Origin of the sequence: Labrenzia sp. THAF191a, from assembly GCF_009363335.1 — a bacterium.
Classification (GTDB): Bacteria; Pseudomonadota; Alphaproteobacteria; order Rhizobiales; family Stappiaceae; genus Roseibium; species Roseibium algicola.
Map to the genome: position 1 here is coordinate 3,660,729 of NZ_CP045333.1, position 14,745 is coordinate 3,675,473.

Annotated in this window: 12 protein-coding genes; 7 read left to right on the plus strand and 5 right to left on the minus strand. The window is 60.5% G+C overall.

Annotated features, from left to right (window positions below; genetic code table 11):
- Window positions 1–33: 33 nt before the first annotated feature.
- From FIV05_RS16800 to FIV05_RS16815, 4 genes are all read right to left on the minus strand, one after another.
- Window positions 34–1,008, minus strand: a complete 975-nt coding sequence (locus FIV05_RS16800; protein WP_152510361.1) for a TAXI family TRAP transporter solute-binding subunit — start codon at window positions 1,006–1,008, stop codon at window positions 34–36.
- 28 nt (window positions 1,009–1,036) lie between these two features.
- Window positions 1,037–3,148, minus strand: coding sequence for a TRAP transporter fused permease subunit (locus FIV05_RS16805; RefSeq protein ID WP_173013874.1), 2,112 nt, complete (start codon window positions 3,146–3,148; stop codon window positions 1,037–1,039).
- Between the two features lies 1 nt (window position 3,149).
- Window positions 3,150–4,805: a sulfatase-like hydrolase/transferase gene (locus FIV05_RS16810; RefSeq protein WP_152510363.1), complete on the minus strand. Its 1,656-nt coding sequence runs from the start codon at window positions 4,803–4,805 to the stop codon at window positions 3,150–3,152.
- A gap of 116 nt (window positions 4,806–4,921) precedes the next feature.
- The gene (locus FIV05_RS16815) at window positions 4,922–5,824 is read right to left on the minus strand and encodes a LysR family transcriptional regulator (RefSeq protein ID WP_055655099.1); all 903 of its coding nucleotides are present in this window, start codon (window positions 5,822–5,824) and stop codon (window positions 4,922–4,924) included.
- Between the two features lie 297 nt (window positions 5,825–6,121).
- Here FIV05_RS16815 and FIV05_RS16820 point away from each other — a divergent pair, with 297 nt between their 5' ends.
- The 7 genes from FIV05_RS16820 to FIV05_RS16850 all read left to right on the plus strand — a co-directional run bounded on the left by FIV05_RS16820 (window position 6,122) and on the right by FIV05_RS16850 (window position 13,275).
- Window positions 6,122–7,105 carry a TRAP transporter substrate-binding protein gene (locus tag FIV05_RS16820; protein ID WP_023000843.1) on the plus strand — a complete coding sequence of 328 codons (984 nt, stop codon included), beginning with the start codon at window positions 6,122–6,124 and terminating at the stop codon, window positions 7,103–7,105.
- A gap of 65 nt (window positions 7,106–7,170) precedes the next feature.
- Entirely contained in the window at window positions 7,171–7,734 is a 564-nt protein-coding gene (locus tag FIV05_RS16825; protein ID WP_152510364.1) for a TRAP transporter small permease subunit, read from the plus strand.
- On the plus strand, window positions 7,731–9,011 hold the full coding sequence (locus FIV05_RS16830; RefSeq protein WP_077292523.1) for a TRAP transporter large permease: 1,281 nt from the start codon (window positions 7,731–7,733) through the stop codon (window positions 9,009–9,011). Before FIV05_RS16825 ends, FIV05_RS16830 begins: the two co-directional genes overlap by 4 nt.
- Window positions 9,008–10,030: a 4-hydroxythreonine-4-phosphate dehydrogenase PdxA gene (locus FIV05_RS16835; protein WP_152510365.1), complete on the plus strand. Its 1,023-nt coding sequence runs from the start codon at window positions 9,008–9,010 to the stop codon at window positions 10,028–10,030. The genes FIV05_RS16830 and FIV05_RS16835 overlap by 4 nt, the downstream gene beginning before the upstream one ends.
- A gap of 13 nt (window positions 10,031–10,043) precedes the next feature.
- Complete coding sequence (locus tag FIV05_RS16840) at window positions 10,044–11,216, plus strand: L-rhamnonate dehydratase (protein WP_023000847.1); 1,173 nt, start codon at window positions 10,044–10,046, stop codon at window positions 11,214–11,216.
- Between the two features lie 81 nt (window positions 11,217–11,297).
- Window positions 11,298–12,209, plus strand: a complete 912-nt coding sequence (locus FIV05_RS16845; protein ID WP_152510366.1) for a dihydrodipicolinate synthase family protein — start codon at window positions 11,298–11,300, stop codon at window positions 12,207–12,209.
- 58 nt (window positions 12,210–12,267) lie between these two features.
- A complete protein-coding gene (locus FIV05_RS16850; protein WP_152510367.1) occupies window positions 12,268–13,275 on the plus strand; it encodes a LysR family transcriptional regulator in 1,008 nt (335 codons plus the stop codon).
- A gap of 51 nt (window positions 13,276–13,326) precedes the next feature.
- Here the strand turns inward: FIV05_RS16850 and rhaI are convergent, their stop codons facing one another.
- On the minus strand, window positions 13,327–14,610 hold the full coding sequence (gene rhaI / locus FIV05_RS16855; RefSeq protein WP_152510368.1) for an L-rhamnose catabolism isomerase: 1,284 nt from the start codon (window positions 14,608–14,610) through the stop codon (window positions 13,327–13,329).
- Between the last annotated feature and the right edge of the window lie 135 nt (window positions 14,611–14,745).

A 14,745-nucleotide genomic window follows, 5' to 3' on the forward strand; every position in this document is an offset into this window, starting at 1 on the left:
CGGCCGCTATTCGTCGGTCAGGGCTAACGCCGGTTATTGAACCCCGATTTCCTTGTAGTAACGGGCAGCGCCCGGGTGGAACGTGGCCGTGCCGAGTGTCTGTGCAGCATAGTCTGGCGACAAGGCCTTGGCCCAGGGGGCATCGGTTGTGATGCTGCCAAGGTTTTCCCAGAAGGCCTTGGTGATCCGGTAGACGAGTTCTTCGTCAAGGTCCGCACGCACACCGATCCCCACTGCCGTGTCGTTCGACATGACCGGACCGTCATTCACCTGATTCTCGTAGAGACCTGCCGGAATTTCAGCCCGCTGGCGGAACTTGCCGAGGAACTTGTCGACCTCTTCACCCTGATCGTCTTCCGGTCCGATGAAGCGGACTGTCTCGGTTTCGGTGAACTGGATGAACTGCTGGCACGGGTCGATGCAACCGTTGACATACATTTCCACCTTGCCGTCCAGGAAGGACTGGAAGCCGGTCGCCCAGTTTGCCTTGATGGCGTCGTAGTCCTCACCGGCGACTAGTCCGGTGGTGGCCTCGATCCAGCCCTTGGCTGCGTTGTAAGCACCGCCTCCTTGCGGTCCGAGGAAGACCGTTGCACCTTCGATGTCGTCCAGAACGGTGATGTCGCTGTCACCACGAACGGCGAAGTGATACTGGCCGTAGGGGAACCACATCAGCACCTGCACATTCTTGGCAAGTTCCGGGGCTTCCGGCTCGTTCTTGTACATGGCCGCACCGTTGCTCATCAGGATGTGGATGGTCGGCGAGATCATGTACATGTCGAGATTGCCGCGAGCGGTTTCCATCTGGTGAAGCGTTGCCGCGCCGCCGCCTGCGACTTCGATGGAAACATCATCGAGCTTGTTCGTCACGATGTTGGCGAAGGTCGCCATGGTGATTGCCTGACCGAGGCTTGGCTCGATGGTCTGCATCTTGAGCGTGGTGTCTTGAGCCGACGCAGAGCCGGCCAGTATCAGGCCCGCAAGGGCTGTAAAGGCAAATCGTTTCATTCCGTCCTCCCGTGGAAAATTGCTCTTTTCATTGTGATGGATTGGGCGCGGCGGCAGGGCTCCGGTGCCGCATTGCGTGAAAGGCGAGGTCCGCCAGGATCAGAACCGCGGCTGCACCGGCAATGGCCACATTCGGCACCAGAACCAGCAGGCCGAGGCAAATGCGCAAAATACGCTCCCAGTACGGCAGGCGCCCCCGGTCGAACCCGGCCAAAGCGGAAGCGATCGACCACATGGCGAGCGCGAAAGCGGCGATGATCCAGAAGAACGCTCCCCAGGAGACTGTCGCGAGATCGACCATCGCCTTGCTGTCCGGCGCGCCGGTGCCGAACCAGGCGAACAGCACCTGCAGCTTGTAGAGAACCGCCGGGTGATAGACGAAGACAAAGGGAATCAGGAAGCCGGCAATGCCGATCCGGGCGGCTTCGAAACCCGTGCGGATCGGGTCGGCCCCGGCAATCGGGGCGGCGGCAAAGGCGGCGAGCGCAACGGGCGGGGTAACCGTGGACATGACCGCAAAGAAGACCACGAACAGGTGCAGCGTCAGTTCGGGGATACCAACCGCATCAATGCCGGAAGAGAGCGCGATCACGATAATGAAATAGGTCGCGCCAGGCGGCAGACCCATGCCGAGCACGATGGCGCCGAGGGCAACGACGATGAGTACGAGCGGCAACGGCCCACTGGCCAGCTGTGTCAGCAACAGCGCAAGGCGGCCGGCAAAACCGGACACCTGGATCAGGCCGACGATCAGTCCGATAGCCGTAACGATGACGACGATTGTAGCTGCCATGCGACCCGCGTTGACGAACGCCTGCCAGAGGCGTGTGCGGGACCGGAATTCGCTGAACAGGACCAGCGCGGAGACGATGGCGGCAACAAAGCCGTAGAACCCCGCCTTGGGTACGGACGGCTGGCTGAACAGGAAATAGGTAAGGACACCCAGCGGCACGACAAAGACAAGGCACTGCACCCATTCCTTGCCTGTCAGCGGCGGCCGTTGCTCCTTCGGCAGGGCCCCGATGCCAAGACGCCGGGCCTCGAAATAGACGGTCAGGAAGGTAGCGAAATAGAACATGATCGCGGGCAGGATGGCCGACACGACGATGTAGCGGTATTCCAGCCCGATCTGCCCGGCGACGAAGAAGGCGACGACCCCCATCACCGGCGGCATGATCTGACCGCCGGTGGAGGCGGCAGCTTCCACGGCGCCGGCAAAGGCGGGCTTGAAGCCGGATTTCTTGATGACCGGAATGGTCATCACGCCGGTGGAGACGACGTTGGAGATGGCCGCGCCGGAGAGCGTGCCGAATAGGGCGGAGGAGGCGACCGCCGCGTGAGCGGCACCGCCGACGAGCCCTCCGGTGAGCCGGTTGGCGATCTTCATCAGCAGGTCGCCCGCGCCCGAAGCCATCATCACCGCACCGAAAACGATGAAGATCAGCACGCTGCCGGACACGACCTGCAGGGGCTGACCGAACTGGCCTCCGGTCTGGGCCCAGAAGTTCAACACCATGGCGCGCAGGCTCTGCCCGAATGTGGAGTCGGATCCGGCCAGAATGCCGGTCCAGTCCGGCAGGTAGCCGCGAATGAAGAAATAGACCACCCAGAACAGGCAGAAGGCGACGATGAAGCCGCCGAACATGCGCCAGGTCAGATAAAGCGTAATGGCGGAGGCGATCGGGAACATCACGAAGTCGATGGGGCTGGCGCTTGGCAGTGCCCCGCCGTCGGTCGCGAAGATCTTCAGCATCCAGGACACAAAGGCGGCGAGCGCAAGCAGCGTCAGCGCCCAGTTGAGCCAGCGCCAGGCGCGGCCCCGGTGCAGTGTCAGCAGACAGATGGCAAAGGAAAAGACGATTGGCAGGCCGATGATCAGCCCGGTCGGCAGCAGGAAGGATCGTTCGAACGAGCGGTAACCGGCACCCATCCAATGATCACGCAACAGGGCGCGCTGATCGCGGCGCGACAGTTCATCGAAGCCTTGTGTTGTGGTCTCGATGAACCAGCGGACAAAATCCGTGATCGGGCCGGAGGCCGCATATGTAACGATCACGAGCACGAAAAGCACGGCGAGACAGTCGGCAATCCACTTGTCGCTACGGGCAATAGCCGGGGCGTCGCCTGTTGCCGTGCTCACCTCAACGTCCTCCCTTTTCGGGCGAAACATGATCCTGCAGGGCAGGGCCGCGATAGGCCTCGGTCAGTTCCTCCGGCACTTCCGATCCATCCTTCAGGAACGGAAGAATACCGCGCCGGGCGGACTTGCCGCGCATGGCGGCGATATCGGCATCCGACCGCGTCACGCGCTGCGACATACGCCGGCCCCAGCGGGCCAGAAGGTCGTACATGCGGGCGATCTCGGCCTCATGGTCGTCCGTCTTGGCCAGGTCGTGGAATTCGTCGGGATCGTTCTGCAGGTCGAACAGCATCGGCCGGAAACCGCCTTCGGCATGGATCAGCTTGAAGCGGCCGTCGAACACCATGAAGAGACGGGCATCCCAGGTGCTGACGCCAAGGGAGGCGCACATGGGGGTGACGGAATAGTCGTATTCGCTGATGACCGCCTCTCGCCAGTCGGGCGTCTCCCCGCGCAGCCAGGGGCTCAGACTGCGGCCTTCCAGGATGTGACCGACTTCGGCCCCGCCGGCAGCTTCCAGAAATGTCGGGGCAAGGTCGATCGCCTCCACCAGTGCGTCGCAGGTGGTGCCTCTTGTGGCATCGGCTTCGGAGCGCGGATCATAGACGATCATCGGGATCTTGACCGAAGGCTCGTGGAACAGGTCCTTTTCGCCGAGCCAGTGGTCACCGAGATAATCGCCGTGGTCGGAGGTGAGCACGATCATCGTGTCCTCCATCCGGCCGGTCTCTTCCAGGTAGTCCAGGAGCCTGCCGAGCTGGTCGTCGCATTGCTTGATCAGGCCCATGTAGGCGGGAATGACCTTTCGGCGCACATCTTCCTGCTGAAAGGCAGCTGCGATCTTGTTGGCCATGAAAGCCGCGTAGACAGGGTGGGCGTTGTCGCGCTCGACATCGGCGCGGACCGCTGCGGGAACATGGTTCTGCCCGTACATGTCGTGGTAGGGCGCCGGCACGATGTATGGCCAATGGGGCTTGATGTAGCTGACATGCGCGCACCATGGGGCTTTCGCCTGTTCGATGAATTCGATCGTGCGGGTCGTCAGCCAGGGTGTTTCGCTGTCTTCCTCGCGAATATTGGCGGGCTTGTCCGCATTGTCGAACATCCAGCCGGACGCCTTCTCGCCGTTTTCGACGCCGGCGTTGGCGAAATCCGCCCAGGGGTTCTCTCCCGCATAACCACGGGACTTGAGGTATTCGTTGTAAGGCGACCGTTTTTCGTCATAAAAGCCGTCCGGCCCTTCGCCCCAGAGCCCGTCGTCCCGCACCCAGACATCAAATCCGCACTCGGCCTGCCGGGCGCCTATGATGCTGTCCGGGGACAGCCCGAGCCGGGTCATGCCTTCCGCATCCACCTTCATGTGCGTCTTGCCGATAAGCCAGCAGTCCATGCCGGACTTGCGCAGGTGATCGCCGAGCGTGTGTTCGCCGACCCGGAGCGGGAAGCCATTCCACTGTGCCCCATGGGAGGACGCATAGCGCCCGGTGTAGAAGCTCATCCGGCTGGCGCCACATATGGGAGATTGCACATAGGCATTGGTAAAGCGCACGCCCCTGGCGGCAACCCGGTCAAAATTCGGGGTGTGCAGATACGGGTGTCCCGCGCAGCTCAGATAGTCGAAGCGCAGCTGGTCGTACATGACGAACAGGATATTCACTCAGATGTCCTCCCAAGGTGCCGCTTCTGCGGCCTTCTTGGGGGGAAGACTAGCACTCCGGAGGTATATCCCTCAATTAACTCGAACTCATGGATATAACTTCAGGTTATACTCATTCAGGTCTGAGGAGCGCAATTGCGGCCTTCCTCGCGAACGATGTCTGCAAAGGCGAGGGCAGCAGGCGTCAGCAGCCTTTCCTTGGTCCAGGTAAGGGCAATATCCACCGTCAGCATGCTCAGGTCGACAGGCAGCGCCGTCACGGACCACCGTTCCCTGACCTCGTCCACAATGAGCGATGGAAACGAACAGACGATGTCGGACTGTTCCAGAACGGACAGGATACTGAGGATCGAATCGGAGCGGATGACAGGATCGGGCCCTTGCAGACCGTGCAGGCGGAAGAAGTCCTGAAAAAGAGGCCGGCGGCTGCTCGGACCGATAACGGCCCATCGTGCATTCAACAGATCCTGCGGTTTTGACAGGTCCTTCAGGTAGGACTGCTGGCCGGCAAGGAAGGTCACCGATGTCGTCAGCAGTGGTTCGACATGAAGCCCTGCCTTGGGCTGTCCGTCAGGAGCCGGGCCGATGACGAAATCCGCTTCGCCCGACCTCAGCGCGTGAAAGGCCTTCGGGGCGTGGCCTCCGGTGATGTTCAGCTCGATGCCCGGAAACCGGTTCTGAAACCGGCGCAGCACAGGAGGAATGATCTTCAGCGCGGCGAGCGGCGAGACCACGACCGAAATCATGCCGACATATTGCCCGCGTGACTGGGCGACATCTTCCGAGAGCTTTTTCAGGTCGCTTTGGATGCGGCGGCAGCGGTCGATGACAGTCTGGCCTTCCAGTGTCGGCACGATGCCGCTCGGCACCCGGTGAAACAGAACAACGCCGAGATCGCCCTCGATCTTCTTCAACGCCTTGGTGATTGCGGGCTGAGATTTCCCAAGGACCTTCGCGGCCGCGGCCAGGCTTCCAAGGGTCGCGACAGCGTCGATCAGTTCCACATATTGGGCTTTCACGCCATGGGCCTTCCGGTTGATTTCTGGCAGTGCCAGACTGTGCCAAAGTTCGGTTGATCAGGCTACAGAGCGCTGCATTTCGGCTTGGGACAAGGGGCGAAAACCGCCGTTATCGGGCTTGCAGCTGGCGCTGGTACTTGCTCTCATGGTTTTCGCAACAGGTGTGATCAATTCCATTTGGTTATCGGTCGATCCTGTCTTCCCATTATTCTTGGCAACGGACTTTCACTAGGTTCCCTTAGGTGGGAGTTGACGTCCGTCGCCGGTCGTCGGTCCCGTCAAGTGGAGGAGACATCAATGAACAAGATACACAAGGGCCTTTGTGCGGGCCTGCTCGCGTCCGTCTTTGCTTTCGGTGCGCTGCCCGCGCAGGCCGAGACCTACATCGTTGCCGTTGGCGCGGCTTCCAACAGCTTGCAGGGCCGCAGCGCGCAGAAGTTTGCCGAGGAGCTGCAGGCGCGCCTCGGCGATGCCGACAAGGTCGAATTTTATGCCGACGCACAGCTGGGCGACGAGAAGGAGCTGATGCAGAAGCTGCGTCTCGGCACCGTGCAGTTCACCCTGATTTCGTCCATCATGACCAACGTGGCGCCGGAATTCGCTCTGTTCGATATGCCGTTCCTCGTCAAGGACCGCGAGCATCTGAAGGCCATCGACGCCAATCTGGTCAAGACGGAGCTGGCTCCCAAGGCGGAAGCCGCCGGTCTTCATGTGATTTCGACCTGGGAAAACGGGTTCCGCCAGATCACGAACAACTCCCGCCCGATCAACACTCCGGCTGACCTGGACGGGCTGAAAATCCGTACACCGTCTTCCGAGTGGCGCGTCGCGATGTTCAAGGAGTGGGGCTCCAACCCGACGCCGATGGCATTTTCGGAAGTGTTCGTGGCCCTGCAGACCGGCACCATGGACGGGCAGGAAAATCCGCTCACCAACATTGTCGGCGCCAATTTTCAGGAAGTTCAGAAGTATCTCAGCCTGACAGGTCACGTCTATTCGCCGACCTACCTGACGACGGGTGCCGGAACCTGGGGCAAGCTGCCGGAAAACGTCAAGACGGCCGTATCGGAAGTTGCCGCTTCGGTGCAGGACTGGTCGCTCAATGAAGGCGAGACTGCGGACAGGGAGCTGGTCGACAAGGTGCGTGCCGCCGGGGTCGAGGTGAACGAGGCCGACAAGTCCGCTTTCATCGCAGCATCTGCGCCGATCTACGAAGCCTTTGCAGCAAAGGTTGAGGGTGGCGACAAGCTGGTGGGGCTGGCGCAGAGCCTTGCCGACTGATCAAACAAGCAACTGACAAAACAGCCGGCCGGACCAACCGGCCGGCAATTTCTCTGGGAGGAGCCATGATTGCTTTGTTCGAGCGCCTTTTGTTGCGCGCAATCGAGGCTGTCTGCATCGCACTTCTGCTCGCCTTGACGGGAGCGGTCATCTACTCGACGACAATGCGCTACCTGGGGGCTTCGCCGTCCTGGTACGACGAACTGGCCAGCGTGATGCTGGCGTGGTTGACCTACTTCGGCGCGACCTACGCTGTCTTCATGCGGCATCACATGTCCTTTTCCGGCCTGGTTACTGCCATGCCGAGAGGGCTGGCGGTGGCGCTGACGGCCTTTTCTGAGCTGCTCGTCATCGCCTTCTTCGCAATTGTTGCCTGGTACGGCTATGCGGTTCTGGCGGTTGCCAAGTGGGATTCACTCCTCAGCCTTCCGTGGATGACGCTCGACATCGTGCAATCGGTCATCCCCATCACCTCAGGTCTCATGATCATCGGAACGCTGCTGACGCTGCCACGCACGTTGCGCGACGCTGCCGCCGGCGTTGATCGGGAACACGCGGAAATCGAACACGCAATTGCCGAGGCTGAAGAAGAGGCCAAGGCCATGCACGCACGTGAGGGCACGCGATGATCCTTCTTCTGACAACGATCGTCCTCATCGGACTGATCCTGATCAACGTGCCGATTGCCGTGGCAATCGGGATTGTCGCTCTCGGCGGGTTCGTCCTGACTTCGGGTACGGACCGGCTCTACGACATGGCCATCGCGCTCTATTCGGGCTCGACCTCGTTTCCGCTGATCGCCATTCCGCTGTTCATCCTTGCCGGTAACCTGATGAACACGTCAGGCATTTCCGTCAGGCTGATCAACTTTGTCACTGCTCTCATCGGCTTTGTCCGTGGCGGGCTGGGCATGGTCAACATCGGTGTTTCGATGGTCTTTGCCGAAATTTCCGGGTCAGCCGTGGCCGATGTGGCCGCCACCGGTACAGTGCTGATCCCGGAAATGAAGAAACGCGGCTATTCCCGAACGCTTGCGGCGGCAATCACCTCGTCTTCGGCGTCCCTTGCCATCATCATTCCGCCGTCCATTCCCATGATCCTTTATGGTGCAATTGCCGAAACTTCGGTGCTGAAGCTGTTCGTGGCCGGTATCGTTCCGGGCGTTCTCGGCGGCGGACTGCTGATGATCGTCACCTATATTCTGGCGGTTCGCTACAACCTGCCGCGCGCTGAAGGCTTCGACCTTCGCCACGTTGCCAAAACCTTCCGGGAAGCTTTCTGGGCGCTCACCATGCCGGTGATCATCCTGGGCGGCATATTCTCCGGTATTGTCACGGCAACGGAAGGCGCCGGGCTGGCGGTACTGGCGGCCCTGGTGATCGGCCTGTTCATCTACCGGGATCTCGATGTCCGGCGCCTGCGCAAGACCATGCTGGAAGGTATCAGTCAGACGGGTGTGGTCATGCTGCTGGTGGCAACATCCGCCGCGCTCGGGCTGTTCCTGACGCAGGCCCAGGTGCCGCAGCAACTGGCCGCGCAGATCACCGAACTGACCACCAATCCCTTCATCGTGCTGGCCTTGCTCAACCTGCTCTTGCTGGTGCTTGGCATGTTCCTGCACGGGGCGGCGGCAATCATCCTGGTCGTGCCGGTGGTCATGCCGCTGGTGAATGCGGTTGGCATCGACCCGATCCATTTCGGCATCATGGTGACACTCAACCTTGCCATCGGTCAGCAGACACCGCCTGTTGCCTCGGTGCTGATCACATCCTGCTCGATTGCCAAGGCGGGCATCTGGGAAACGTCCCGTGCCAACCTGCCGTTCATCGGCGTGCTCGCCCTGATCCTGCTTCTGGTGACCTACGTTCCCCAGGTTTCCCTTGCTTTGACGGAGTTTATTCAATGACGACGCCCAAACCGCGTTTGGTTCTGACCCTTGGCGATCCGGCGGGTATCGGCTCTGAACTGGTCGCCCGGCTTCTTGCCGAGGAGGAAGCCCGCCAGGCGGCGGATATCCTGATCCTTGGAGACGAGGGAGAGCTGAAAACCGGCATGGAGATCGCCGGTGTCCGTTTCGACTATCAGGTCGTCTCATCGGCTGCGTTGCCCGAGCAAGGGTCCGGGGTTCCGGCATTCCTGCAGGTTGGCAAGGCTCCGGAAGGTGGCTGGAAACGTGCCGAGGTGAGCGCGGAAGGTGGCGCGCATTGCCTGGAAACGCTTGGCATGGGGGTCGACATGGTTCGGGCAGGCAAGGCGGATGCGCTGGTCTTTGCCCCGCTCAACAAGGCATCACTTCATTCGGCCGGCATGAGCCAGTCGGACGAGCTGCACTGGTTTGCCGACCGGCTGGGCCACAATGGCAGTGTCTCGGAACTCAACGTGATGGACGGTCTATGGACCAGCCGGGTAACGAGCCACATCGCCCTGCGCGATGTTGCCGACCTCATCACCGAAGACAAGATCATCGAGGCTGCGCGGCTGATCCATTCGGCCTTGAAGGATGCCGGTTTCGAGAGCCCGCGGATTGGTGTCTGCGGCCTTAATCCGCACAATGGCGACAACGGCAATTTCGGAACGGAAGAAATCGAGATCATCACGCCTGCAGTCGAACGTGCCAAGGCGCTGGGCCTGCCTGTGGAAGGGCCTTATCCCTCCGACACCATTTTCCTGAAAGCGGTCGCAAAGGAACTCGACGCCATCGTGACGCTCTATCACGATCAGGGGCAGATCGCGATCAAGCTGCTGGGCTTCTGGCAGGGGGTGACGGTGCAGGGCGGTCTGCCGATCCCGATCACCACACCGGCACATGGAACCGCCTTCGACATTCGCGGCAAGGGAACGGCCAATGTCGGCCCGATGCGCAACGCCTGGAACATTGCCTGCGCCATGGGAACGCGGCGCCGGACTTCCCGAATTTCCAATTGAGTGGATCAGTCATATGAAAATCAAATCCGTACGCACGCGCGTCTGGACCTGGAAAGGTCCGACGGTCCCGCCGCAGGGCAACTTCTGCACCAACGCTTCCGATGCCCTTTGGATGAAGGGCGATGCCATGTCGTCCTTCCGCTTTCACCAGTGGCTGACATGTGAAGTCGAGACGGAAGACGGCACCATCGGCATCGGCAACGCCGCCTTGGCTCCCTCGGTCGTCAAGAAGGCCATCGACGACTGGTACGCACCACTGGTGATCGGCGAAGATCCGTTCGACTATGCCTACATCTGGGAAAAGATGTACCGGCGCAGCCACGCCTGGGGGCGCAAGGGGATCGGCATGACGGCCATCTCGGCCATCGATATCGCGATCTGGGACCTGATGGGCAAGCTGGTCGGCAAGCCGGTTTTCAAGCTTCTGGGCGGTCGCACCAAGGAAAAGATCCCGGTTTATTATTCCAAGCTCTACGCCGGATCGATCGAGGCGATGCAGAAGGAAGCCGAGGAGGCAATGAAGGGCGGCTACAAGGCCTTCAAGTCCCGCTTTGGCTTTGGCCCCAAGGACGGCATGCCGGGCATGCGGGAAAACCTGAAGCGGGTCGAGGCGGTTCGCGAGGTCATCGGCTACGACAATGACCTCATGCTGGAATGCTACATGGGCTGGAACCTCGACTATGCCAAGCGCATGTTGCCGAAACTCGCTCCCTACGAGCCACGCTGGCTCGAGGAGCCCGTGATTGCCGATGACGTTGCCGGGTATGCCGAACTCAATGCTATGAACATCGTGCCGATTTCCGGCGGCGAACACGAGTTTTCGGTGATCGGCTGTGCCGAGCTCATCAACCGCAAGGCTGTCAGCATCCTGCAGTATGATACCAACCGGGTTGGCGGCATTACGGCGGCGCAGAAGATCAACGCCATTGCCGAAGCTGCCCAGATCCCGGTCATTCCCCATGCGGGCCAGATGCACAACTACCATCTGACCATGGCCAACACGAATTGCCCGATCAGCGAGTATTTTCCGGTGTTCGACGTCGAGGTCGGCAACGAGCTCTTCTATTACATCTTCGAAGGCGACCCGGAAGCCGTGGACGGCTATCTGCAGCTTGACGACGATCTGCCCGGCCTCGGCATCACGATCTCGGACAAGCATCTCCAGCATTTCGACATTGCCGAGTGACCTTCCGGCTTTCCTGCTCCGGCCCGCAAGCCGGGGCAGGAAGCTCATCCATTATCTTCAAAGACAAAAGCACGTAGCCCCATGACCCCTTATTCCGGTATCTGGCCTGTCGCCCCGACACCCTTTCACGAAGACGGTTCGCTTGATGAACCGGGCATGCGCCGCGTGCTGGATTGCCTTATCGACCAGGGCGCGGATGGCATCTGCATCCTGGCGAATTTCTCCGAGCAGTTCCTGTTGTCGGATGCAGAGCGCGAGTTGCTGACACGGCTTTGCATTGAGCATATCGACGGCCGCGTTCCTGTCATCGTCACGATCAGCCATTTCGCGACACGGATCGCGGTAGAGCAGGCGCAGCTTGCCAAGTCGCTTGGTGCAGCCATTGTCATGATGATGCCGCCCTATCACGGAGCTCTTTTGAAAGGGAACGCCCAGCAGACGTTTGATCAATTCGCCGCCGTCGGCGAGGTCGGCATTCCGATCATGATCCAGGATGCGCCCCTGTCCGGCGTCGACTTGCCGGTGCCGCTTCTGGTGAAGATGGCCCGCGAGATCGAGATGGTGAAGCTCTTCAAGATCGAATGCCCGCAGGCTGCCAACAAGTTGCGGTTTCTCATTGCTGAAGGCGGCCCTGCCATCGAAGGCCCATTTGATGGCGAAGAAGGCATCACGTTGCTGGCGGATCTGGACGCAGGCGCGCGCGGATCGATGACCTCGGGGATGATCGTTGACCAGATCAAGCCTGTCATCGAGCTCTATCACGCGGGCCAAACCGACGAGGCAGCAGATGCCTATGCGCGGGTTCTGCCCGTCATCAATCACGAAAACCGCTTGTGCGGCTGGCGCTCCTGCAAGGCGGCGATGGTCGAAGGCGGTGTCATCAAATCCGATTTCTGCCGGCATCCGATCGACCCGCTGCCGCAGCCGGTCCGCGAGAGGCTACTGACGCTTCTGCGCCGGCTCGATCCCCTGGTTTTGCGCTGGGGGCAGTGAGGAAAACTCCGGGCGGTCAGCCGTCCGTTAGTCCAAACACAGACATGAGGCCTGGTATTTGACTGTCTGGAAAGGAAAAAATCCGGTATCGATTGAGACCGCCAAGCGGGTACGCCAACGACTGAGCGGATCGATCGATATGTATGGAACCTTCGACATGGCGATCCTGTCTCGCCTGCGGTTCAAACAGCTTGCCCTTGTGGCAAGCCTGGAAGTCACGACCAATCTGCACGAATCCGCGCGCGAGCTGAACCTTTCCCAGCCCGGGGCGACAAAACTTTTGAAGGAAGTGGAGGACACGCTCGGGGTCACGCTGTTCGAACGTCTTTCCAGGGGCATGAAGCCAACGGCCTATGGCGTGGTGGTTGCCCGGCATGCCCGCCAGATCATTTCCGAGACCGGGCGGCTGAAGGCGCAATTGTCGGCGATGCAGCGCGGTGAATATGGCAAGGTGCGGCTCGGCGCGATCATGGAAGCCTTGCCGGGGCAGGTATCCGAGCTGCTGATGAACCTGATGGAGACCAATGTCGGTCCGCAGATCAGCCTGATGGTGTCGACTTCCGACAATCTCATTTCCGCGCTCAACGAAGGTGCGCTGGATATCGTGCTGGGACGGCCGGTGGAACATCTCGACATGACCGGCATTCGGTTCGAACCGCTCTGGCAGGAGAGGCTCGCTGTCGTGGCGGCGTCGTCGCATCCTCTGGTGCCAAGCAAGCAGCTCAGTCTCGTGGAACTTGGTGATTTCAGCTGGATCCTGCAGCCAAGGCCCAGCCCGATGCGCATGTCGATCGAGCTTGCTTTTGCACATGCGGATCTGCCCGCACCGCATTACGGCCTTGAAACCTCGTCGATGCTGATGACGACGCTGGCGGTCGGAAAAAGCGACATGCTGGCCGTTCTGCCGCAGTCGGTTGCCGACTACTATCAGGAAAACGGCCTGATCCGCATTCTGCCGGTCAGGCTGGAAGAGCACATGAGCCGATACGGGCTTTTGATCCCGAACAAGGATGAATTCGATCCGGAAGTCGAGGCACTGGTCTCGCTCATTCGCGCCTCTGTCTGACCGGGAAGGGGGGCCCCTCCCGGCCGGTATTTTCTGGTCAATACTCCTGGGTCAGACGATCCCGCCGCCAGCCCCGGAAACCTCCGGACGGATCTCCGCGACCTTTTGCCGGTATCCGGCAGTCCGATAAGCCGCAACAGGGTCGATGGCGCCGCCGTTTTCCAGTCTTGCCATGGCCAGGATCGGCTCGACATCGGTGCGGAAAGCGGTTTTCAGGGTGGTTGTTGCCATCAAGGCGTCATTCGTGTCCTGAAAACCTTCCAGGGCAGACCTGTCGACCAGCAGTGCCTCGGCATAGGCGCGCTGAACTTCCATGGCGGAGACCATCAGACTTTCGATGGGGTCGGTCACGTTGTGAGACTGGTCGAGCATATGTGCCGGGTCGAAGCCGGGCGCCTTCCGCGTTTCGGCGTCCACCAGTTCGTTGAACACCAGGAACAACCGGTACGGATCGACGGAGCCCGTATCCAGATCGTCATCGCCATACTTGCTGTCGTTGAAGTGGAAACCGCCGAGCTTTCCGAACTGGATCAGCCGGGCAACGATCATCTCGATATTGGCGTTGGGGGCATGGTGGCCGAGATCGACAAGGCAGTAGGCCTTCTCGCCCAGTTCCTGCGCGATCATGTAGTTGGTGCCCCAGTCCTGCACGACAGTTGAATAGAATGCCGGCTCATACATCTTGTGCTCGGTGAACAGCCGCCAGTCGTCCGGCAGTTCCGCATAAATCGCTTTTACCGCGTCCAGATACCGCTCGAACTGGCGTGTGAAGTTGGCCTGGCCGGGGAAATTTGATCCGTCGCCGATCCAGATGGTCAGGGCCCTGGAGCCGATGGCCTTGCCGATCTCGATGCATTCCAGATTGTGCTCAATGGCTTGCCTGCGCGTGCTGGCATCCGTGTGGCTGAGTGAGCCGAACTTGTAGGAAAGTGGCTGGCCGTCCTGATCCTGAAAAGTGTTGGAGTTCATGGCGTCAAAGCCAAGCCCGAGCGAACTTGCCTTGGCCTTCAGCTCCGCCGGGTCGGCCTTGTCCCAGGGAATGTGCAGGGAAACGTTTGGTGTTGCCCGGGTCAGCTGCTGGATGACACTGCAATCTTCCAGTTTGTCGAAGATATGGCGCGGTTCGCCCTTGCCGGGAAAACGCGCAAAGCGCGTGCCACCGGTGCCGACACCCCAGGACGGCACGGCAACGCCATAGGCGGCGACCTTCGCCTTGACGGCATCGATGGAAACGCCGCGCCGGTCGAGCCTTTCGCCCAGGGTTTCATAGTCACGCTTCAGGTCGGCTGTGCGGGTCTCGTTTTCCCCGGCGACCAGCGATGTGTCGATCATCATGAGAAGATCCTTTCCCGGATTTTCTTCGATCCGTTTGTTCCAAGATCACTTCCCTCAATCCACTTCCTCATCCTGAGGAGCGAGCCTGCTCGCGTCTCGAAGGATGGGCGGCAAGCTCTGATCGTGTGGCCCATC

Coding starts and splice junctions, on each gene's coding strand:
- FIV05_RS16840 (WP_023000847.1), top strand. CDS start 10,044: ATGAAAATCAAATCCGTACGCACGCGCGTCTGGACCTGGAAAGGTCCG.
- FIV05_RS16835 (WP_152510365.1), top strand. CDS start 9,008: ATGACGACGCCCAAACCGCGTTTGGTTCTGACCCTTGGCGATCCGGCG.
- FIV05_RS16845 (WP_152510366.1), top strand. CDS start 11,298: ATGACCCCTTATTCCGGTATCTGGCCTGTCGCCCCGACACCCTTTCAC.
- FIV05_RS16820 (WP_023000843.1), top strand. CDS start 6,122: ATGAACAAGATACACAAGGGCCTTTGTGCGGGCCTGCTCGCGTCCGTC.
- FIV05_RS16825 (WP_152510364.1), top strand. CDS start 7,171: ATGATTGCTTTGTTCGAGCGCCTTTTGTTGCGCGCAATCGAGGCTGTC.
- FIV05_RS16800 (WP_152510361.1), bottom strand. CDS start 1,008: ATGAAACGATTTGCCTTTACAGCCCTTGCGGGCCTGATACTGGCCGGC.
- FIV05_RS16830 (WP_077292523.1), top strand. CDS start 7,731: ATGATCCTTCTTCTGACAACGATCGTCCTCATCGGACTGATCCTGATC.
- rhaI (WP_152510368.1), bottom strand. CDS start 14,610: ATGATGATCGACACATCGCTGGTCGCCGGGGAAAACGAGACCCGCACA.